The following is a 21,204-nucleotide window of genomic DNA, read 5'->3' as shown; positions in this document are numbered from 1 at the left end:
CTTATGTGGGAGCCGGGCTTGCCCGCGATGCAGGCGCCTCGGTGTCACAGTTGCACCGAGGCGATGCCATCGCAGGCAAGCCAGCTCCCACATAAGCCAGTGCCTGCACTAGCCGGGTTCTCAAAGGGAGAACAATGCTGTTTTAGTGCTGCAGGATTTTCTCAAGGAAGTGCTGCGCGCGTTCGGAGCGGGCGCTGATGTCGCCGAAGAATTCTTCTTTCGGGCAGTCTTCGATGATCTTGCCGGCGTCCATGAAGATCACGCGGTCGGCCACTTTGCGGGCGAAGCCCATTTCGTGGGTCACGCACATCATGGTCATGCCTTCGTGGGCCAGTTGCACCATTACGTCCAGTACTTCGTTGACCATTTCCGGGTCGAGGGCTGAGGTCGGTTCGTCGAACAGCATGACGATCGGGTCCATGGCCAAGGCGCGGGCAATGGCCACACGTTGTTGCTGGCCGCCAGAAAGCTGGCCCGGGTGCTTGTGGGCGTGCGCCGACAAGCCCACGCGCTCAAGCAGTTGCAGGCCCTTCTTGGTGGCTTCTTCCTTGCTGCGGCCAAGCACCTTGATCTGCGCGATGGTCAGGTTTTCGGTGATGGTCAGGTGCGGGAACAGCTCGAAGTGCTGGAACACCATGCCCACGCGTGAACGCAGTTTCGGCAGGTTGGTCTTCGGGTCGGCGATGGAGGTGCCGTCGACCACGATGTCGCCCTTCTGGAACGGCTCCAGCGCGTTGACGCACTTGATCAGGGTGGACTTGCCCGAGCCGGACGGCCCGCACACCACGATCACTTCGCCTTTTTTGACATCAGTGCTGCAATCGGTCAGCACCTGGAAGTCGCCATACCACTTGTTGATGTTCTTGATAGAGATCATACGGCAAACCTTTTTTGCAGACGCTTGACCAGCAGCGAGGCGGAAAAGCTGATGATGAAGTAGACGACACCGGCAAAGATCAGGAACTCATTGGAGCGGCCGATGATATCGCCGTTCGAGCGGGCGGAGTTGAGGAAGTCCACCAGGCCCACGGTGTAGACCAGCGAGGTGTCCTGGAACAGGATGATCGACTGTTGCAGCAGCAACGGGGTCATCTTGCGGAACGCCTGGGGCAGGATGATCAGGCGCATGGTCTGGCCATAGCTCATGCCCATCGCCTGTGCCGCCGCCATCTGGCCCTTGGGGATCGACTGCACGCCGGCCCGCACGATTTCGCAGAAGTACGCGGCTTCGAACATCATGAAGGCCACGACGCAGGAGGTGAACGCACCGATCGGGGTGTCTTCGCCGGTGATCCAGCGCAGCACGAACGGCACCGCCAGGTAGAACCAGGTGATCACCAGCAGCAGCGGGATCGAGCGGAAGTAGTTCACATAAGCGCCGGCCACGCGGGACAGCAGTTTGCTGGACGACAGGCGCATCAGCGCCAGGATCGTACCCAGGATGATACCGCCGACCACGCCCATGACCATCAACTGCAAGGTCATGACCATGCCGTTCCACAGGCCGGGGATGGCGGGGATGATGCCGCTGAAATCGAAGTCCATTATTTACCCCCCACGGAGATCAGGCCGGGCACCGCGACTTTCTTCTCGACCATGCGCATCAGCAGCATCAGGCTCATGTTCAGGGTGAAGTAGATCAGCGTGGCCAGGGTGAAGGCCTCAAACAGGTTGGCCGAGAACTCGGCGGTCTGCTTGGTTTGTGCCAGCAGTTCCATCAGGCCGATCAAGGACGCCACGGAGGAGTTCTTGAAGACGTTGAGGAATTCCGAAGTGAGTGGCGGAATGATGATCCGGTAGGCCTGGGGCAGCAGCACGTTCCAGTAGATCTGCGGCAGCTTGAAACCCATGGCACGTGCAGCTGATTCCTGGCCACGCGGAAGCGCCTGGATACCGGTACGTACTTGCTCACACACCCGGGCGGCGGTGAACAGGCCCAGGCACACGACGACGCTCAGGTAAGCCGAAGTAGTCGGGTTGAGGTCTTGTTTGTACCAGTCTTGCAGGTTCTGCGGCAGCAGGTCGGGTATCAGGAAATACCAGATGAACAGCTGAACCAGCAGCGGCACGTTACGGAACAGTTCCACATAGCAGGTCGCAATGCCCGCTACGAGACGGTTCGGCACGGTGCGCATGACGCCCAGAATGGACCCCAGCAGCAAGGCGATAATCCATGCCACGACAGCGATGGCGATGGTCCAGCCCAAGCCGGCGATGTACCAGTCGAGATAAGTCTCGCTGCCCACGCCAGTGGACTTGAAGAACACGCTCCAGTCCCAGTTGTAATTCATTAGGGTCTCCCCCGAAATCGATCGATGTACAAGCACCCGCTTGGGGAAGATCCTTTCCCGCCCGACGGTGAACGCCAGGCACACACGATCGGCTCGAAAACCGCCAGGTCGAGTGTTCCAATGTATTGCCAGCAGGTAGTAACAGACGCCTGAGGGAGGGTTGGCTCCCTCAGGACATAAGCTTAGTCAGGTATCAGATTTTTACTTCCGGAGCCGGTTTGTCGCTCGGAGTAGCGATCAAAGCCTTAACCTTTTCGCTCATCGGGAAGTTCAGGTTCAGGCCTTTGGGTGGGATCGGGCTCTCGAACCACTTGCTGTAGATCTTGTTGATTTCGCCGGATTTGTACAGGGCGACAATGGCGTCATCGACAGCCTTCTTGAAGGCTGGGTCGTCTTTACGCACCATGCAAGCATAGGCTTCAAAGGACTGTGGAGTACCAGTAATGACCCAGTCACCCGGCTTCTTGGCCTTGGCTTCTTCACCGGCCAGCAGGGCGTCGTCCATCATGAAGGCAACGGCACGGCCGCTTTCCAGCATCTGGAAGGATTCGCCGTGGTCTTTGGCGGAGATGACGTTCATGCCCATCTGCTTGTCGGCGTTCATCGACTTGAGGATGCGCTCGGACGTGGTGCCAGCGGTGGTCACGACGTTCTTGCCTTTCAAGTCAGCGAAGTCGGCGTAGCTCGGCTTGCCATCCTTGTCTTTCTTGACCAGCAGACGGGTGCCGATTTCGAAAATGTTGACGGTGAAATCAACTTGTTGGGCGCGTTCGGCGTTGTTGGTGGTGGAGCCGCACTCGAGGTCCGCGGTGCCGTTCTGGATCAGCGGAATACGGGTTTGCGAAGTCACCAGGTTGTACTTGGCCTTCAGGTCGGGTTTGTTCAGGTCTTTTTTCAGTTGCTCGACGACCGCCAACTGAATGTCGTGGGAGTAGCCCACTGGTTTGCCCGAACCATCCGCGATGTAGGAAAACGGAATGGAGCTGTCGCGGTGAGCGAGAGTGATGGTGCCGGAGTCGTTGATCTTTTTCAGCGTGCCGGTGAGTTCGGCGGCGAAAACTGGAGTGCTGATCAGAGCAGCAGCGATAGCTGCGCCCAGAATATGGGGAACGATGCGCATCAATACTTCCTCGACATTTGTTTTTTTTATGAAGCCGGCTAAACGGCTCTCTTGTACAGCGAATGCCCGTAACGGCTCCTGAGGCGTCTCAGGCAATCGTCCAAGAGTGTAGAGCATGAGTCGTGCCAGACCGGTACTAAAAGCTTAAAGCTATGATTTTTAAGAAAATTAACTTTATATGTCAGAAAAAACCGTATCTCCGGGTCCGGCAAACCGAATAGGGCTGGCTGTCGCGTTCGGAAAACCGAATGCAAAACAAAGCCCCTGGACCTCACGGTGCAGGGGCTTTTGTTGTTATTGGCAGTCAGGCCGCTTCAATCTTGCTGCGGTTCTGCTCGACCTTGGACAGATAACGCTGCACGTTCTCCTGTTCTTGCGCAGTGGTGAACAGGCCCAGCTTGGTACGACGCCACAGTATGTCTTGAGGCTGGGTCACCCACTCTTCAGCACACAGGTAATCGACTTCTCGGGTATACAGGCCGCCACCCAGGTGCTCGCCCAGGTCAGCGATCGATTGCACGCCTTCCAGCAAGCGCCATGTGCGGCTGCCATAAGTGGTTGACCAACGGCGGGCGATTTCACTCGGTACCCAGTCGAATTTGTTGCGAATGGCCTCGGCCAAGGCTTCTGGCGTGGTCATGTCCTCGCCGCCGGGCAGGCTGGCCCTGGCGGTCCAGCTCGGGCGCATCTGGGTGAAATACGGCGCCAGTTGCGCCATCGCCGATTCGGCGAGCTTGCGATAGGTGGTCAGCTTGCCGCCAAACACCGACAGGATCGGTGCCTCACCCGTGCCGCCGGACAGCGCCAGCGTGTAGTCGCGGGTAATGGCCGACGGGTTGTCCGACTCGTCGTTGCACAGCGGGCGCACGCCAGAGTAGGTATGAACGATGTCGTCGCGGCTCAGTTGCTTCTTGAAGTGTGCGTTGACCACTTGGAGCATGTAGTCGGTTTCACCTTCGGTGATCGCAACTGCAGCCGGGTCGCCCGTGTATTCGCGGTCGGTGGTGCCGATGATGGTCAGGTGGTTCAGGTACGGAATGGTGAAAACGATGCGTTGGTCTTCGTTCTGCAGGATGTGCGCGTGGGCACCTTCGTAGAGTTTCGGCACGATCAGGTGGCTGCCCTGGATCAAACGGATGCCGTAGGGCGAATCCAGTTTCAAGTCATCCTTGATGAACTTGGCCACCCATGGGCCAGCGGCGTTCACCAGTGCGCGGGCACGGATCGAGAACAGGCTGCCATCGGCGCGTTCCATGTTCATTTCCCACAGGCCCTTGCTGCGATGGGCGCTGACGCAACGGGTCTGGGTGTGGATGTGCGCACCTTTTTCGCGGGCGGCCATGGCGTTCAGGACGACAAGGCGGGCGTCATCGACCCAGCAATCGGAGTACTCGAAGCCTTTGGTGATTTCGCTTTTCAGTGGGCTGTCCGGGCCGAACTTGAGGCTTTTAGAGCCGGCGAGCTTTTCGCGCTTGCCAAGATTGTCGTACAGGAACAGGCCGGCGCGGATCATCCATGCTGGACGCAGGTGCGGGCGGTGCGGCAACACGAAACGCATCTGCTTGACGATGTGCGGGGCCTTGGCCAGCAGCACTTCGCGTTCGGCCAACGCTTCGCGCACCAGGCGGAACTCGTAATGTTCAAGGTAGCGCAGGCCACCGTGGATCAGCTTGCTGCTAGCGGAAGAGGTGTGGCTGGCCAGGTCATCCTTTTCACAAAGGAAAACCGACAAACCGCGACCGGCTGCGTCTGCTGCAATGCCGACGCCATTGATTCCGCCGCCGATAACGGCAACGTCATAGACTTCGGCAAGCGGTGGAGCAGGCAAGGTAGAAGGATTCATCGGCTGGCCTCGCGATCTTTTTCGTATTGGAATTCGAACATTAATGTTCATTTGCGAAAATAGTAGCGGATAAACGCGCGCACAGCCACCTGACTTCGATTGAAAAAACTCATCGAAGGGCGGGTAAAGGAAAATTTGTGAACATCAATGGGAGGGCGGAGCTACTTATGTAGTGAGCGGGCTTGCCCCGCGCTGGGTGGCGAAGCCGCCCTGAACCCAGGCGCCGCAGTCGATCAGATGCACCGCGGTGGCCATATTGGGGCGGCTTCGCCACCCAGCGCGGGGCAAGCCCGCTCACTACAGGTCACACTACTTCCAATCTGACCTTATGCTCATTCAACAATTGCACCAGCGCCGGCACCGGCTGTTGGTCGGTCACCAGACAATCCACCAGGCTGATCGGCCCCAGGCGAATCATGGCGTTGCGCCCGAATTTGCTGGAGTCGGCCGCCAGGATGACCTTGCGCGCATTGGCGATAATCGCCTGGGAAACCCGCACTTCCTGGTAGTCAAAGTCGAGCAAGCTCCCATCTTCATCGATACCGCTGATACCCACCAAGGCAAAGTCGACCTTGAACTGGTTGATGAAGTCGACACTCGCCTGGCCCACCACGCCGCCGTCACGGCGCACATTACCGCCCGTCAACAACACGTCGAAGTCGTCCTTGGCGCTGAGCATGGTGGCGACGTTGAGGTTGTTGGTGATGATTTTCAGGTGGTTGTGGTTGAGCAGCGCACGGGCGATGGATTCGGTGGTGGTGCCGATATTGATGAACAGCGACGCGTGATCGGGGATTTGCGCCGCGATGGCTTCGCCGATGCGCTGTTTCTCGTCGCGCATCTGGTCGGCACGCATGGCGTACGCGGTGTTTTCGACACTGGAATCATAGGCCGCGCCGCCGTGGTAGCGGCGCAGCAGATTGGCGTCCGCCAGCTGGTTGATATCGCGGCGGATGGTTTGCGGGGTGACAACGAATAGCTGCGCCATTTCCTCGATGCTGACATAGCCGCGTTCGCGGACCAGTTCGAGGATTTGTTGCTGGCGGGGAGGCAGATTCATGGGGCGTCCTTTGGGCTGCCGTACAAAAGTGGCCCATGATGACGCAGGAATCCGCTCCCTGCCAGTTACAACCCTATATGGATCCGGCGCTTGGCTTATTCAGCGCCTTCGTGCGGTTCCCAGTCGCGGGTACGGCTTACCGCTTTTTGCCAGCCGGCGTAGAGCTTCTCCTTGGCGACTTCGTCCAACTGCGGTTCGAATTCGCGTTCGATCACCGCCTTGCCGCGCAATTCATCCAGGCTGCCCCAGAAGCCGCAGGCCAGGCCTGCCAGGTACGCGGCGCCCAATGCAGTGGTCTCGCGCATTTGCGGGCGCTCGACCTGGGTGCCGAGGATATCGGCCTGGAACTGCATCAGGAAGTTGTTGGCCACCGCGCCGCCGTCCACACGCAGGGCTTTGAGGCGTTCGCCGGAGTCCTGTTGCATGGCGTCGAGCACGTCGCGGGTCTGGTAGGCAATCGACTCCAGGGCCGCACGAATGATGTGATCCACGCGTACGCCGCGGGTCAGGCCAAACAGGGCGCCGCGGGCATACGGGTCCCAGTACGGCGCGCCCAGGCCGGTGAACGCCGGGACCAGGTACACGCCGTTGCTGTCCTTGACCTTGCTGGCGAAGTATTCGGTGTCGGTGGCGTCGGCGATGATCTTGAGCTCGTCACGCAGCCATTGCACGGTGGAGCCGCCGTTGAATACGGCACCTTCCAGGGCGTAGGCCACTTCGCCACGCGGGCCGCAGGCGATGGTGGTAAGCATGCCGTGCTTGGATTTCACCGCTTTGTCGCCGGTGTTCATCAGCAGGAAGCAGCCGGTGCCGTAGGTGTTCTTGGCCTGGCCTGCTTCAACGCACATTTGGCCGAACAGTGCAGCCTGCTGGTCGCCGGCGATACCGCCGATAGCGATGCCGCTTTTGGTGCGGCCGTAGATTTCCGACGACGACTTCACTTCCGGCAGCATTTCGCGCGGCACGTCGAGGATCTCCAGCATCTTCGCATCCCACTCAAGGGTGTGGATGTTGAAAAGCATGGTGCGCGAGGCGTTGGTGTAGTCGGTGACGTGGGTCTTGCCGCCGGTAAATTTCCAGATCAGCCAGCTGTCGATGGTGCCGAACAGCAGCTCGCCGTTGCGCGCACGCTCGCGGCTGCCTTCGACATTGTCGAGGATCCACTTGAGCTTCGTGCCGGAGAAGTACGGGTCGGTGACCAGGCCGGTGGCGTCATTAATGTATTGCTCGTGGCCGTCGCGCTTGAGTTGCTGGCAAATCTCGGTGCTGCGGCGGCATTGCCAGACGATGGCGTTGTAGATCGGGCGACCGGTGATTTTGTCCCATACCACGGTGGTTTCACGCTGGTTGGTGATGCCGATGGCGGCGACCTGATCATGGTGCAGGCCGGCCTGGGCCAGGGCCTCGACCATCACCGCGCTCTGGGTGGCGAAGATTTCCATCGGGTCATGCTCGACCCAGCCCGGCTGTGGGTAGTGCTGGGTGAATTCACGCTGGGCGGTGCAGACCACGTTGGCGTCACGATCAAATATGATCGCGCGGGAGCTGGTGGTGCCCTGGTCAAGGGCGATGATGTAGTTCTTATTCTGAATATCGGTCATGTCGAATGCCTTGGAAAATAAGAAAGTCGGTAGTCAGCCGGGCCGCAAAAGGGCAGGAGCGGCCAGGCTGGCGTGATCAGGAAATACGGGTTTTGCCGTTGACAGCCGTGTCAGGTGTTTCTTCAGCTATAGCAGGTGCGGCGCTTGGCAGGTGACGGGCAATCAGCCCGCGATACGCTGCAGCACCGAGGCATGCGCCAACAATCGGCGCGAAAATCGGTACCAGGAAGTAAGGAATATCGCGGCCACCGGTAAAGGCCATTTCACCCCAGCCGGCGAAAAAGGTCATCAGCTTGGGCCCAAAATCCCGCGCCGGGTTCATCGCGAAGCCTGTCAGCGGGCCCATGGCACTGCCGATCACCGCAATCAGCAGGCCGATCAGCAGCGGGGCCAGCGGGCCGCGTGGCAGGCCGTTGTTGTCATCGGTGAGGGCCATGATCACGCCCATCAGGATCGCGGTGATGACCATTTCCACCAGGAAGGCCTGGGCGGTGCTCAGCAGCGCATGGGGGTAGGTGGAAAACACCGACGCCAGTTCCAGGCTGGCTTGCGTGCCGCGGACCATATGGTGGGTTTGTTCGTAATCGAAAAACAGGTTGCTGTAGAGGGTGTACACCAAGGCGGCCGAGCAGAAGGCGCCGGCGATCTGGGCGAGGATATAGAAGGGCAGTTTACGTTTGTCGAAGTCGGCGAAAATGCACAGTGCAATACTGACGGCGGGGTTCAGGTGCGCCCCGGAAATGCCGGCGCTCAGGTAGATCGCCATGCTGACGCCCACCCCCCAGATGATACTGATCTCCCACAAGCCAAAGCTGGCACCCGCGACCTTGAGCGCAGCGACACATCCCGTACCGAAGAAGATCAGAAGCGCAGTCCCCAGGAACTCGGCCATACATTGGCTCGAAAGTGAAGGCTGTTGAAGAGCAGTTGTCATGGAAAACCTCAGTTGTTGTTCTTGTCTAGCGCACAACCTCAACGGGTTATTGCGCGATTTTCACCGTGGCAAGGATCCCCATCCCGGACACGGCTTACTGCTTGAATGCTGCGGACTATTCCTACAGCATTCGGAAACGAAAAAATATAGACAAGAATGACCGCTGTCAAAGGTCGAAAGTGAACTATCAGTCACTTTCAAACTATTGGTCTGGTGAATGATCACGCTTGTCATCTTGCGTGTGTACCTTAAGAGCGGGCGTACTAGAGCGTTTTGCGTGGGCTTGGCCTAGAATCGGCCATCTGTTTGCCATGCCCGGAGACACCATGACGCCTGCATTGGATTTGTTGAAAAAAGTTCGCACCGAACATCGTATCCACAGTTACGAACATGACCCCAAGGCGGCTTCGTATGGCCTGGAGGCCGCGGAGAAGTTGGGCCTTGACCCGGCGCAGGTGTTCAAGACCTTGCTGGCGAGCAGTGAGAAAGGCGAATTGTTGGTGGCGGTGGTGCCGGTCGTCGGAAGTCTCGACCTGAAGGGGCTGGCGCACGCTGCCGGGGTGAAAAAAGTCGAAATGGCCGACCCGGCAGCGGCGCAGCGCTCTACGGGTTACTTGCTAGGCGGCATCAGCCCGCTGGGGCAGAAGAAGCGGTTGCGCACGTTTATCGATGTGACGGCGCAGCCGTTCGCGACGATTTTTGTAAGTGCGGGGCGGAGGGGGTTGGAAGTGGAGTTGTCGGCGGCGGTGCTGGCTGAGCATACCCAGGCCAAATTCGCGCCGATTGGCCGGGCCTGAATCTACTATGGAAGGTTGTGGATAACCCATGTGGGGGCCGGGCTTGCCCGCGATGCAGGCACCTCGGTGTGTTAGTTACACCGCGTTGATGCTATCGCAGGCAAGCCAGCTCCCACATTTTTGGATTCGGTTTTGTCAGTGCGCGGGGCTGTAGCGGCGTACGCCGGATTCGATTTTAGGGATTTGCGCTGCTGTACTCCCTGACGCCTGAAACAACACCAGATGCTCAGCCGCCACCCGAATTCCTACATCCGCCCCCACCTGATGGTCGGCGTGGCTGGGAAAAATCGACTCCAATTGCGCGCCTGTCGGAAGTTGCAGGCGGTACAAGGTAGACGCCCCCAGGAACGTCTTGCCGACGATCTGCGCTTTCAGCGTGCTGTCTGGCGCGTAGACGATGTCATCCGGGCGCAGCAGCACGTCCACCGCGCCGCCGGTAGGCCAGGTGTAGGCGCGGTTGCCGCGTAGCTCGCCGAGTTCGGTGCTCACGGATTCCGGTGAACTCAACTGGCCACGAATGAAGTAACCCTGGCCGATAAAGCTGGCGACATAGGGCGTCTGCGGTTCGTGATAGAGGTTGTAGGGCGTGTCCCACTGCTCAAGGCGGCCCTCCTTGAAAACACCGACCTGGTCGCTGACCGCGAAGGCTTCTTCCTGATCATGGGTCACCAGAATCGCACTGGTGCCGCGTGCCTTGAGGATATCGCGCACCTCGTGGCTGAGCTTGCGTCGCAACTCGCCATCCAGGTTGGAGAACGGTTCGTCCAGCAATAACAGGGCCGGCTCCGGCGCCAAAGCGCGGGCAAGGGCGACGCGTTGCTGCTGGCCGCCGGAAAGTTCATGAGGAAAGCGCTTGCCCAGGTTCTTCAGGTTCACCAGTTCCAGCAACTCAGCGACCACGCGGTCTTTCTGCGGATGCTTGCGAATGCCGAACGCAATGTTATCGGCCACGCTGAGGTGAGGAAACAGTGCGTAGTCCTGAAACACCATGCCGATGCGGCGTTTCTCCGGCGCCAGGGTGAACCCGGCACTGGAGATCACTTCGCCCGCCAGGCTGATTTCACCCTCGTGCACCGGCTCAAACCCGGCAATGGCGCGCAGCGTGGTGGTCTTGCCGCAGCCCGAAGAGCCCAACAGGCAACCGATATCGCCGGCATTCAGGTGCAGGTTGAGGTTCTGCACCACCCGTTGATCTTGATAGCCGCATGCCAGATTGCGCAGGTTCAGCAGTAATGGCTGGCTCATGCGTGGTGGTACGACGGCGGGACGAGGAACTCGAGCAGGGCTTTTTGCGCGTGCAGGCGGTTCTCGGCCTGGTCCCAGGCGACCGAACGCGGATCGTCGAGCAGGTCAAGGCTGATTTCTTCGCCACGGTGCGCCGGCAGGCAGTGCATGAACAACACGTCCGGCGCGGCCAGGTCGAGCAGGGCGCGGTTCACTTGATACGGGGCGAACTGGGCCAGGCGCTTGGTGGTTTCGTCTTCCTGGCCCATGGAGGTCCAGACGTCGGTGCTCACCAAGTGCGCGCCGATCACCGCGTCACGCGGGTCGCGAACCAGGGTCACGCGGTCACCGGCCTGCGCCAGGAAGCGCGCATCAGGCTCATAGCCTTCCGGGCAGGCAACGCGCAATTGGAAGTCGAACTGGATCGCCGCTTCTATATAGCTGTTGCACATGTTGTTGCCGTCGCCGATCCACGCCACGGTCTTGCCCTGAATCGAGCCGCGGTGCTCAAGAAAGGTTTGCATGTCGGCCAGCAACTGGCACGGGTGCAGGTCATCGGACAGGCCGTTGATCACCGGTACGCGGGAGTTGGCGGAAAATTCGGTCACGGTGCTGTGGGCAAAGGTACGGATCATCACGGCGTCGAGCATGCTCGACATGACCTTCGCGCTGTCGGCGATCGGCTCGCCCCGGCCCAGTTGGGTGTCGCGCGAGGACAAGAAGATGGCTTGGCCGCCCAGTTGAATCATGCCGGCTTCGAAAGATACGCGAGTGCGGGTTGACGACTTCTCGAAAATCATCCCGAGCACGCGGTTTTTCAAAGGCTCGAACAGTACGCCGCGGTTACGCAGGTCTTTAAGCTCAATGCCTCGACGGATCACGCTGACCAGCTCTTCGGGCGTGCAATCCATCAGGGAGAGAAAGTGCCTTGCGCTCATCATTAACTACCTTTTTGCAACAGACCGCAGATACTCAAAGCCTTGTTTATTGTGACAACGGGCGAGACCTGCGGCGAAAGCCGCACGGGGCGACGAAATAGGGGAAGGCGCGATCTTATAATTAAATGTCGCGTCTTACCAATAGGGCTACGGTTTTAAAGGGTGTTCAAGCAGGGCGCCAAGGCGCTTTTGAAGACGAATTCCAGACAGCAGCGGGCCATTTGTACACTGGCGTAGCAACCTTTTGCAATGCGCGGGGGCGGCTGCAGGCCAGGCTGCGTCGGTTTCAGCGCGAGTGTGTGAGGTTTCTGAAACATTTGCTCATGCTTAGCCATGGCCTGGCCTGATGCTTGTCGATTCACGGGGCGAACGTTGGTGGCGCGCGTGCCGGTCGCGGCCCATAGTTGGACCAAAGCCCTTATAAGAGACTGGCCATGACCAAGACTCTCCACCACCGTGCCTGCCATCTGTGTGAAGCCATCTGCGGCCTGACGCTGGAAACCACCCGAGCCGACGACGGCAGCCTGGCGATCACCTCGATCAAGGGCGATGCCCAGGACAGTTTCAGTCGAGGGCATATCTGCCCCAAGGCCGTAGCGCTGCAGGATATCCAGAATGATCCTGACCGCCTGCACCAGCCCATGTTGCGGGTGGGTAGCGAATGGCAGCCGATCGCCTGGGATGAGGCTTTCGCGCTTGTAGCCGAACGGTTGGCGGGCATTCAGGCGCGCCACGGGCAGAATGCGGTGGCGGTGTATCAGGGCAACCCCAGCGTGCACAACTATGGGCTGATGACCCACAGCAACTACTTCCTCGGCCTGTTGAAGACGCGCAATCGATTTTCCGCCACCTCGGTCGACCAACTGCCCCATCACCTCACCAGCTACCTCATGTACGGCCACGGCCTGTTGCTGCCGATCCCGGACATCGACCACACCGACTTCATGCTGATCCTGGGCGGCAACCCGCTGGCATCCAATGGCAGCATCATGACCGTGCCCGACGTGGAAAAGCGCCTCAAGGCGATCCAGGCGCGGGGCGGTAAAGTGGTGGTGGTCGACCCACGGCGCAGCGAGACGGCGGCGATGGCTGATCAGCATCTGTTCGTGCGCCCAGGCGGTGATGCGGCGCTGTTGTTCGGGGTGCTCAACACCTTGTTTACCGAGCACCTGACCCGCGACAGCCATTTGCCGGTTGAAGGCTTGGAGGATGTACGCTGCGTGATCGCCGGGTTTACCGCCGAGGCCATGAGCCGTCAATGCGCGGTGCCTGCCGAGCAGATACGTCAATTGGCACGCGACTTTGCCGCAGCGGACAAAGCGGTGTGCTACGGGCGCATGGGCGTATCAACCCAGGCGTTCGGCACGCTGTGCCATTGGCTGGTGCAACTGATCAACCTGGTGACTGGCAATCTCGACCGTGTGGGTGGCGCCTTGTGCACCACGCCCGCGGTGGATCTGGTGGCGTCGACCGGTGGCGGGCATTTCAATCGCTGGCAGAGCCGGGTTTCCGGGCGTCCGGAGTACGGTGGCGAGTTGCCGGTGTCTGCCCTGGCGGAAGAAATGCTCACTGAAGGCGAAGGACAAATCCGCGCGTTGGTGACAGTGGCCGGTAATCCGGTGTTGTCGACGCCTAACGGGCGGCAGTTGGAGCAAGCCCTGGATGGCTTGGAGTTCATGGTCAGCGTCGACCTCTATATCAACGAGACCACGCGGTATGCCGATTTGATTCTGCCGTCCACGTCAGCGTTGGAAAACGATCACTACGACACGACCTTCAATATGTTCGCGGTGCGTAACGTCACCCGTTTCAACCAGGCGATCTTGCCCAAGCCCGAGGGTGCGCTGCATGACTGGGAAATCTTCGTCGGGCTGGCCAAGGCCTTTGCGGCTCAGACCGGCGCCACACTCAAGCCGACCATACCGCCGGCGCAGATGATCGATTTCGGGCTGCGCGCGGGCGCATACGGTGATGCCTCCAGCCACAAATTGTCGGTGGCGATGCTGGCCGACCATCCCCATGGCGTGGACCTGGGGCCGCTTCAGCCCAACCTTGCCGCGCGTCTGAAAACCGTTGATGGCAAGGTGCAGGCGGCGCCGGCAGTTATCCTCGCTGACCTGGTGCGGTTTGCCGCGCAGCCCGGGCCTGTGGCCGACGAACTGTTGCTGATCGGCCGCCGCCATGTGCGCAGCAATAATTCCTGGATGCATAACTATCACCGGCTGGTGAAGGGCAAGCCGCGTCATCAATTGCTGATGCATCCCGACGACCTGGCCAGCCGGCGTTTACTGGATGGCCAGCGGGTGCGGGTGAGTTCTCGGATTGGCATGATCGAGGTGGAAGTGGTCTCCAGCCTGGACATGATGCCTGGTGTCGTCAGCCTGCCCCACGGCTGGGGCCATGGTCGCCCGGGCGTCCAGATGGGCATCGCCAGCGCGCAACCCGGAGCGAGCGCGAACGACCTGACCGACGAACGGCAATTGGACGAGTTGTCGGGCAATGCGGCGCTCAATGGTGTTCCGGTCCAGGTCGCAGCCGCCTGAGCACCGCGCTGGAATTTTGCGTTACAATGCGCCACCGTGCCGACCTGTGAGTCGCAAAGTTCCAGCCGAGGTGTTCCATGGATATCATCGAAACGATCAAAGAGCAGATTGCTGCCAACACCATTCTGCTTTACATGAAGGGCGCACCCAACGCTCCTCAGTGCGGTTTCTCCGCGAAGGCGTCCCAGGCCATCATGGCGTGTGGCGAGAAATTCGCTTACGTGGATATCCTGCAAAACCCTGAAATCCGCGCCAACCTGCCGAAGTACGCCAACTGGCCTACGTTCCCACAACTGTGGGTGGCCGGTGAACTGGTCGGCGGTAGCGACATCATCACTGAAATGGCCGCTGACGGTTCGTTGCAGTCGTTGATCAAAGATGCAGCGGCAAAAGCGGCAGCCAAGACTGAAGCTTGATCCGGACGCAATAAAAAGCCCCGCTTCTCGTAAGAGAGCGGGGCTTTTTTATGCCTGCGTATTGATGGGTTATTCACCCATCTGCGATTGCAGGTAGTTTTCCAGGCTGACTTTGTCGATCAGGCCCAGTTGAGTTTCCAGCCAGTCGATGTGTTCTTCCTGGTCTTCCAGGATATCTTCCAGCAGTTCACGGCTACCGTAGTCGCCGGTCAGTTCGCAGTGAGCGATGGCGGCCTTGAGGTCGCTGTGGCTCTTGCGCTCAAAACCAAGGTCGCTGCTGATCATTTCCTGGGTGTGTTCGCCGATGTTCAGCTTGCCCAGGTCCTGCACATTTGGCAGGCCTTCCAGGAACAGGATGCGCTTGATCAGCGCGTCAGCGTCCTTCATGGCCTTGATCGATTCTTTGTATTCACGCTTGCCCAGCTTTTCCAGGCCCCAATCGTCGTACATGCGTGCATGCAGAAAGTACTGATTGATCGCGACCAGTTCATTGGCAAGGATTTTGTTGAGTTGCTGGATGACTGAGATGTCGCCTTTCATGACTGGGGTCCTGCCCTGTAATAGCTGTATATAGAGCGGAGTTTGAGCGGCGCAATCCCTAGTGTCAAACCTAAGTTATTGAATAATAAATGAAAATTAATCGGAATAAGAATGTTTGTGTTCCGCGTCTTGGCGCTAACTAATTGAATTTCGGGCATAAAAAAACCGGACACTAAGTCCGGTTCTCTAAAATATGCCAAATTAGGCGTGTGTAAATTCTGCTGAATAGGGGAGCGCGGCCTGGGCAGTCTGCAGCTGCGTCAGGGTTTCCCGTACCACTTGCTTGGCGAGGCAAGCACATTTGCCACACTGGCTGGCCACACCGGTGGTTTCACGTACTTCCTTGTAGCTGCAGCAACCTTCGTAGATTGCTTCGCGGATTTGTCCGTCGGTGACGCCAGTACAGAGGCACACATACATAAGGGAGAACCATCGCGGGTTAAGGCTTAAGTGCGATGGATCTTAATGTTAACGAGAATGATTGTCAAAGTAGATTCGCCGGGTATTTGCTGGCATCGCGCCCGCACTGACGAACGGTTTTTTCAGTGTATGATGGCCGGTCTTCACGAAGCGTGACTGCGTCACAGGGCTGTCGCTTATAAACGGCAGACTCTGGGCCGGTCCTTTTACTTCAATCGTCACCCTTACATCAGGAGATACCCAATGAGCGTACTCGTCGGCAAACAAGCCCCGGATTTCGACGTTCCAGCCGTTCTCGGCAATGGCGAAATCGTTGACAGCTTCAAACTGTCTGAAGCCATCAAAGGCAAATATGGCCTGGTGTTCTTCTACCCGCTGGACTTCACCTTCGTCTGCCCTTCGGAGCTGATCGCTCTGGACCACCGCATGGACGATTTCAAGGCGCGCAACGTTGAAGTGGTAGCCGTTTCCATCGACTCCCATTTCACCCACAACGCCTGGCGCAACACGGCCATCAACGATGGCGGCATCGGCAAAGTCAAATACACCATGGCTGCCGACATGAAACACGACATCGCCAAGGCCTACGACGTTGAGTCCGAAGGCGGCGTAGCGTTCCGTGGCGCATTCCTGATCGATGACAAGGGCGTTGTTCGCTCCCAGATCATCAACGACCTGCCACTGGGCCGTAACATGGAAGAGCTGATCCGCCTGGTCGACGCACTGCAATTCCACGAAGAGCACGGCGAAGTCTGCCCTGCCAACTGGAAAAAAGGCGACAAAGGCATGAATGCTTCGCCAGAAGGCGTTGCCGCGTACCTGACCGAGAACGCTGGCAAGCTGTAAGCCAGTTTCACGGTGAAAAAAAACCGGCCTGAGAAGGCCGGTTTTTTTATACGCGGGAAACGACTGTAGTGAGCGGGCTTGCCCCGCGCTGGGTGGCGAAGCCGCCCCAATAAGGCCACCTCGGTTTCTCAGAAGTACCGAGGCGCCTGGGTTTGGGGCGGCTTCGCCACCCAGCGCGGGGCAAGCCCGCTCACTACAAAAGCTTGCGGTGTCAGTCGTTGAAGTCTTCCCAGCCGCCCATCTGCTTCCAGCGGTTGACGATGCCGCAGAACAGCTCGGCGGTCTTCTCTGTGTCGTAGCGGGCCGAATGGGCCTCACGACCGTCAAAGTCGATACCGGCTGCCTGGCAGGCCTTCGCCAATACCGTCTGGCCATAAGCCAGGCCGGCGAGGGTCGCGGTGTCAAAGCTGGAGAACGGGTGGAACGGGTTGCGCTTCATGTCCAGCCGCGTCACGGCGGCGTTCAGGAAACCCAGGTCGAAGCTACTGTTATGGCCGACCAGAATCGCGCGTTTGCAGCCATTGGCCTTCAATGCCTTGCGCACGCCGCGGAAGATATCGGTCAGCGCCGCTTCTTCACTCACCGCCATGCGCAGTGGGTGATCGAGCTTGATCCCGGTGAACTCCAGGGCGGCCGCTTCGATGTTGGCGCCTTCGAACGGCTCGACACGGAAGAAGTGGGTGTGTTCCGGGAACACAAAGCCCTGTTCATCCATGCCGATGGTGGTCGCGGCGATTTCGAGCAGTGCGTCGGTGGCGCAATTGAAACCACCGGTTTCTACGTCGATGACGACTGGCAGATAACCGCGAAACCGCTCGGCCATCGGGTGACGGGAACCGCCACCACTGTGCTCATGTTCGTCGTCGTAATGGTCTTCACTCACTTGCTTTCCTCCAGCAGGCGCCAGCGCAGTGTTTCACCGGCGCGCAGCGGGATAACGGTCAGCTCGCCAAACGGCAGGCTGGCAGGGGCGGTCCAGTCTTCACGAACCAGGGTAATGCGGTCGGTATTTGCCGGCAGGCCGTAGAAGCGCGGGCCGTTGAGGCTGGCGAACGCTTCGAGCTTGTCCAGGGCGTTGCGCTGTTCGAACGCTTCGGCGTACAGCTCGATGGCTGCATAGGCGGTGTAGCAACCGGCACAGCCGCACGCCGCTTCTTTGGCGTGCTGGGCGTGGGGCGCGGAGTCGGTGCCGAGGAAAAACTTCGGGTTGCCGCTGGTCGCAGCATCCAGCAAGGCCACCTGGTGGGTGTTGCGCTTGAGGATCGGCAGGCAATAGAAGTGCGGCCGAATCCCGCCCACCAGCATGTGGTTGCGGTTGTACAGCAGGTGGTGCGCGGTGATGGTCGCGCCGACGTTGGCCGAGGCCTCGGTGACGAACTGAACGGCATCGGCGGTGGTGATGTGCTCGAACACCACCTTCAGGGTCGGGAACAGCTCGACCACACGGCGCATGTGTTCGTCGATGAAGATCTTCTCGCGATCGAACACGTCCACGTCGCCACGGGTCACTTCACCGTGGATCAACAGCGGCATGCCGACTTCGGCCATGGCTTCGATGGCTGGCAGGATCTTGTCGATACTGGTCACACCGGAATCGGAGTTGGTGGTCGCGCCCGCCGGGTACAGCTTGGCGGCGTGCACGAAACCGCTGGCCTTGGCCTCGCGAATTTCTTCGGGCTGGGTGCGGTCGGTGAGGTAGAGCACCATCAACGGTTCGAAGCGGCTGCCGGCCGGTCGTGCAGCGAGGATTCGCTGGCGATAGGCATCGGCTTGCTCGGCGTTACGCACCGGAGGTACCAGGTTAGGCATGATGATGGCGCGGCCAAAGGTGCGCGCTACATCGGCCACGGTGTGGGGTAACGCAGCACCATCGCGAAGATGAATATGCCAGTCGTCGGGACGCAGCAGGGTCAGGCGGTCGGACATTGGGGATTCCAGGCGGGTCAATCTGGTGGGAATGCTACCGGAAAAGACTCTTGCAGGCACTCGCTATCAAGTTTTGCAGGAGGCAACCGATAGCCTTTCGTATGCCTTATCGATGTATGACGCTTTGAAGTGTTGTAGAAACCAGTGGAGCCTCCCGTGCGCCAGCATTATCTAGCCCTGCTCAGTGTGTTCGCCAGCCTGCCTGCGATGGCCCTCACGTTCCAGACACGTCTGGAGAATATTGAGTGGAAGGTAGAAGGGGACCAGTTCGAGTGCCGCCTGACCCAGCCGATCACCGACTTCGGTTCGGGTGAGTTCGTGCGCCGGGCCGGCGAGCAGGCGACGTTTCGTCTCAAAGCCTATAACGGCTCGCTGGGTGCGGGCTCGGCCACGTTGCTGGCCGCCGCCGCCCCTTGGCAGCCGGGGCGAGGTGATATCAACCTCGGCGCCGTGCGTGCCGGCAGTGGCGATGTCTTGTTCAACAGCTCCCAGGCCCAGGCTGGGCGGCTGTTCAATGGTTTGCTGGAAGGGCGTAGCCCGACCGTTCGCCATTACGGACGTGAAGGCGGTTACTCGGAAATTCGCCTGTTGCCGGTCAAATTCAACAAGGCCTACAACGACTATCAGTTGTGCACCACCAAGCTATTGCCGATGAATTACGACCAGGTCAAACAGACCGAAATCGGCTTTCCCGGTGGCGGCATTGAGCTGGACGCGGCGGCCAAGAAGAAACTCGACGTGATTCTCGCGTTCATGAAAGCCGACCCCACCGTCAACCACATCGAGCTCAATGGCCATTCGGACAACAGTGGCAACCGCCTGACCAACCGCGACGTGTCGCGCCGCCGCGCCTTGGCGGTGATGGACTACTTCAAAGCCAATGGCGTCCAGGAATCCCAGGTCACCCTGCGCTTTCATGGCGAAAGCTACCCGCTGGCGCCCAACACCAATGCGGCCAACCGGGCGCGCAATCGTCGGGTCAATATCCAGCTTGAGCGCGTGGCCGCCCCCGAGAAACCGGCCCCCCAGGCTACGGGCCCGAGCAACCCTGCGCACACGTCATAAAGTGCCAGCATCAGGTGCGACCATCGGTCGCCCGCTCGACATAATCTGTCGCTTTATCTTCATTTGCTGTCGCGCCCCTGTAAATTCACGGTTTTGGTCGGTAGAATCGACGCCTTTCCGTACAACCCCGTGGAGTGATGGCATGGCCGACGTAAACAAGGTCGTTCTCGCGTATTCCGGCGGCCTGGACACTTCGGTGATCCTCAAGTGGCTGCAGGATACTTATAACTGTGAAGTGGTGACCTTCACCGCTGACCTGGGTCAGGGCGAAGAGGTCGAACCTGCACGTGCCAAGGCGCAAGCCATGGGCGTGAAAGAGATCTACATTGACGACCTGCGCGAAGAGTTCGTCCGCGATTTCGTCTTCCCGATGTTTCGCGCCAACACTGTCTACGAAGGCGAGTACCTGCTGGGTACTTCCATCGCACGTCCGCTGATCGCCAAGCGCCTGATCGAAATCGCCAACGAAACCGGCGCTGACGCCATTTCCCATGGCGCTACCGGCAAGGGCAACGACCAGGTGCGTTTCGAACTGGGCGCCTATGCACTCAAGCCAGGCGTGAAAGTGATTGCTCCTTGGCGTGAATGGGACCTGCTGTCCCGTGAAAAGCTGATGGATTACGCTGAAAAGCACGCGATCCCGATCGAGCGTCATGGCAAGAAGAAGTCCCCGTACTCGATGGACGCCAACTTGCTGCACATCTCCTATGAAGGCGGCGTGCTGGAAGACACCTGGACCGAACACGAAGAAGACATGTGGAAATGGACCGTCTCCCCTGAGAACGCTCCTGACAAAGCCCAATACCTGGAACTGACCTACCGCAACGGCGACATCGTCGCGCTGGACGGCGTCGAAATGACCCCGGCCACCGTACTGGCGACCCTGAACCGTATCGGTGGCGAACACGGCGTCGGCCGTCTCGACATCGTCGAGAACCGCTACGTGGGCATGAAGTCCCGTGGCTGCTACGAAACCCCGGGCGGCACCATCATGCTGCGTGCCCACCGCGCCATCGAGTCCATCACCCTGGACCGCGAAGTGGCTCACCTCAAAGACGAGTTGATGCCCAAGTACGCCAGCCTGATCTACACCGGCTACTGGTGGAGCCCTGAGCGTCTGATGCTGCAACAGATGATCGACGCTTCCCAGGCCCACGTGAACGGCGTTGTGCGCCTGAAGCTGTACAAGGGCAACGTGATTGTGACCGGTCGCAAGTCCGATGACTCGCTGTTCGATGCCAACATCGCCACGTTCGAAGAAGACGGCGGCGCCTACAATCAGGCGGACGCAGCAGGCTTTATCAAGTTGAACGCATTGCGCATGCGCATTGCGGCCAACAAAGGTCGCTCGTTGTTCTAAGTTTGCGCGCGCTGTGAAGAATGGCCCCTTGTACAAGGGGCCATTTTTTTGCCTGGGGTTTTGTCGGTACTTGTGGTGTTTATAACGCTTAAACATGTGTTGATGTTTTTGGTCGAGGTCTCTCTCAAATGAAGGCCTTGAATGAATTGTTGTTGAAAGTTTGTAGGGGGAATGAATTTTTTACATCTGCGTAGGAACTGGTCTTACAGAAAATTCACTCATGTAAGTACCGCGAATATATAAATCGCAGAATGGTCTGTAGGAAATATGGAAGTAAGTG

At 59.1% G+C, this 21,204-nt stretch carries 20 protein-coding genes; 6 read left to right on the top strand and 14 right to left on the bottom strand.

Translation table 11 applies throughout. The features are described from left to right. Positions 1-142: 142 nt before the first annotated feature. The 8 genes from BFP95_RS18555 to BFP95_RS18520 form a co-directional block, all read right to left on the bottom strand. Positions 143-877: an amino acid ABC transporter ATP-binding protein gene (locus tag BFP95_RS18555; RefSeq protein ID WP_049709764.1), complete on the bottom strand. Its 735-nt coding sequence runs from the start codon at positions 875-877 to the stop codon at positions 143-145. Beyond that, the gene (locus tag BFP95_RS18550; protein ID WP_065872526.1) at positions 874-1,545 is read right to left on the bottom strand and encodes an amino acid ABC transporter permease; all 672 of its coding nucleotides are present in this window, start codon (positions 1,543-1,545) and stop codon (positions 874-876) included. The genes BFP95_RS18555 and BFP95_RS18550 overlap by 4 nt, the downstream gene beginning before the upstream one ends. Then, a complete protein-coding gene (locus BFP95_RS18545; RefSeq protein WP_065872525.1) occupies positions 1,545-2,291 on the bottom strand; it encodes an amino acid ABC transporter permease in 747 nt (248 codons plus the stop codon). Before BFP95_RS18545 ends, BFP95_RS18550 begins: the two co-directional genes overlap by 1 nt. A 193-nt stretch (positions 2,292-2,484) precedes the next feature. Further along, positions 2,485-3,411: a glutamate/aspartate ABC transporter substrate-binding protein gene (locus BFP95_RS18540; protein ID WP_049709761.1), complete on the bottom strand. Its 927-nt coding sequence runs from the start codon at positions 3,409-3,411 to the stop codon at positions 2,485-2,487. Between the two features lie 304 nt (positions 3,412-3,715). Then, positions 3,716-5,254, bottom strand: a complete 1,539-nt coding sequence (gene glpD, locus BFP95_RS18535) for a glycerol-3-phosphate dehydrogenase (protein WP_065872524.1) — start codon at positions 5,252-5,254, stop codon at positions 3,716-3,718. A gap of 304 nt (positions 5,255-5,558) precedes the next feature. Beyond that, the gene (locus BFP95_RS18530) at positions 5,559-6,314 is read right to left on the bottom strand and encodes a DeoR/GlpR family transcriptional regulator (RefSeq protein ID WP_049709759.1); all 756 of its coding nucleotides are present in this window, start codon (positions 6,312-6,314) and stop codon (positions 5,559-5,561) included. A gap of 95 nt (positions 6,315-6,409) precedes the next feature. Continuing rightward, positions 6,410-7,915 carry a glycerol kinase GlpK gene (gene glpK, locus BFP95_RS18525; RefSeq protein ID WP_065872523.1) on the bottom strand — a complete coding sequence of 502 codons (1,506 nt, stop codon included), beginning with the start codon at positions 7,913-7,915 and terminating at the stop codon, positions 6,410-6,412. 76 nt (positions 7,916-7,991) lie between these two features. Continuing rightward, the gene (locus BFP95_RS18520; protein ID WP_049709757.1) at positions 7,992-8,849 is read right to left on the bottom strand and encodes an MIP/aquaporin family protein; all 858 of its coding nucleotides are present in this window, start codon (positions 8,847-8,849) and stop codon (positions 7,992-7,994) included. A gap of 326 nt (positions 8,850-9,175) precedes the next feature. Between BFP95_RS18520 and ybaK the strand changes: the two genes are divergently transcribed. Next, a complete protein-coding gene (gene ybaK / locus BFP95_RS18515; RefSeq protein ID WP_065910517.1) occupies positions 9,176-9,646 on the top strand; it encodes a Cys-tRNA(Pro) deacylase in 471 nt (156 codons plus the stop codon). A 135-nt stretch (positions 9,647-9,781) separates the two neighbouring features. Here ybaK and BFP95_RS18510 read toward each other — a convergent pair whose 3' ends face one another. Both BFP95_RS18510 and argF read right to left on the bottom strand, forming a co-directional pair. Beyond that, the gene (locus BFP95_RS18510) at positions 9,782-10,891 is read right to left on the bottom strand and encodes an ABC transporter ATP-binding protein (protein WP_065872521.1); all 1,110 of its coding nucleotides are present in this window, start codon (positions 10,889-10,891) and stop codon (positions 9,782-9,784) included. Next, on the bottom strand, positions 10,888-11,808 hold the full coding sequence (argF, locus tag BFP95_RS18505) for an ornithine carbamoyltransferase (protein WP_065872520.1): 921 nt from the start codon (positions 11,806-11,808) through the stop codon (positions 10,888-10,890). The genes BFP95_RS18510 and argF overlap by 4 nt, the downstream gene beginning before the upstream one ends. Before the next feature lie 434 nt (positions 11,809-12,242). Here argF and BFP95_RS18495 point away from each other — a divergent pair, with 434 nt between their 5' ends. After that, entirely contained in the window at positions 12,243-14,351 is a 2,109-nt protein-coding gene (locus BFP95_RS18495; protein WP_065910516.1) for a molybdopterin oxidoreductase family protein, read from the top strand. Between the two features lie 77 nt (positions 14,352-14,428). After that, positions 14,429-14,767: a Grx4 family monothiol glutaredoxin gene (gene grxD / locus BFP95_RS18490; protein WP_049709752.1), complete on the top strand. Its 339-nt coding sequence runs from the start codon at positions 14,429-14,431 to the stop codon at positions 14,765-14,767. Between the two features lie 69 nt (positions 14,768-14,836). Here the strand turns inward: grxD and bfr are convergent, their stop codons facing one another. Then, positions 14,837-15,307, bottom strand: coding sequence for a bacterioferritin (bfr, locus tag BFP95_RS18485; protein ID WP_065872518.1), 471 nt, complete (start codon positions 15,305-15,307; stop codon positions 14,837-14,839). A 201-nt stretch (positions 15,308-15,508) separates the two neighbouring features. Further along, positions 15,509-15,727, bottom strand: coding sequence for a bacterioferritin-associated ferredoxin (locus tag BFP95_RS18480; protein WP_010564137.1), 219 nt, complete (start codon positions 15,725-15,727; stop codon positions 15,509-15,511). Between the two features lie 243 nt (positions 15,728-15,970). Between BFP95_RS18480 and BFP95_RS18475 the strand changes: the two genes are divergently transcribed. After that, positions 15,971-16,573 (top strand): peroxiredoxin, encoded by a 603-nt coding sequence (locus tag BFP95_RS18475; RefSeq protein WP_003172097.1) that lies wholly within the window; start codon positions 15,971-15,973, stop codon positions 16,571-16,573. 211 nt (positions 16,574-16,784) lie between these two features. On the opposite strand, the gene rnt is transcribed toward BFP95_RS18475, so the two are convergent. Next, entirely contained in the window at positions 16,785-17,456 is a 672-nt protein-coding gene (gene rnt / locus BFP95_RS18470) for a ribonuclease T (RefSeq protein ID WP_017137041.1), read from the bottom strand. Beyond that, positions 17,453-18,499, bottom strand: coding sequence for a dihydroorotase (gene pyrC, locus BFP95_RS18465; RefSeq protein WP_065910515.1), 1,047 nt, complete (start codon positions 18,497-18,499; stop codon positions 17,453-17,455). Before pyrC ends, rnt begins: the two co-directional genes overlap by 4 nt. Positions 18,500-18,655: 156 nt before the next feature. Between pyrC and BFP95_RS18460 the strand changes: the two genes are divergently transcribed. Both BFP95_RS18460 and BFP95_RS18455 read left to right on the top strand, forming a co-directional pair. After that, entirely contained in the window at positions 18,656-19,564 is a 909-nt protein-coding gene (locus BFP95_RS18460; RefSeq protein ID WP_065910514.1) for a flagellar protein MotY, read from the top strand. A 142-nt stretch (positions 19,565-19,706) separates the two neighbouring features. Beyond that, positions 19,707-20,924, top strand: a complete 1,218-nt coding sequence (locus BFP95_RS18455) for an argininosuccinate synthase (RefSeq protein WP_065872515.1) — start codon at positions 19,707-19,709, stop codon at positions 20,922-20,924. The last annotated feature ends 280 nt before the right edge of the window (positions 20,925-21,204 follow it).

It is taken from the genome of Pseudomonas sp. 58 R 12 (assembly GCF_900005865.1).
Taxonomy (GTDB): Bacteria; Pseudomonadota; Gammaproteobacteria; order Pseudomonadales; family Pseudomonadaceae; genus Aquipseudomonas; species Aquipseudomonas tritici.
Note: the sequence above shows the minus strand (reverse complement) of the source record. Positions and strands in the feature narration are given on the sequence as shown.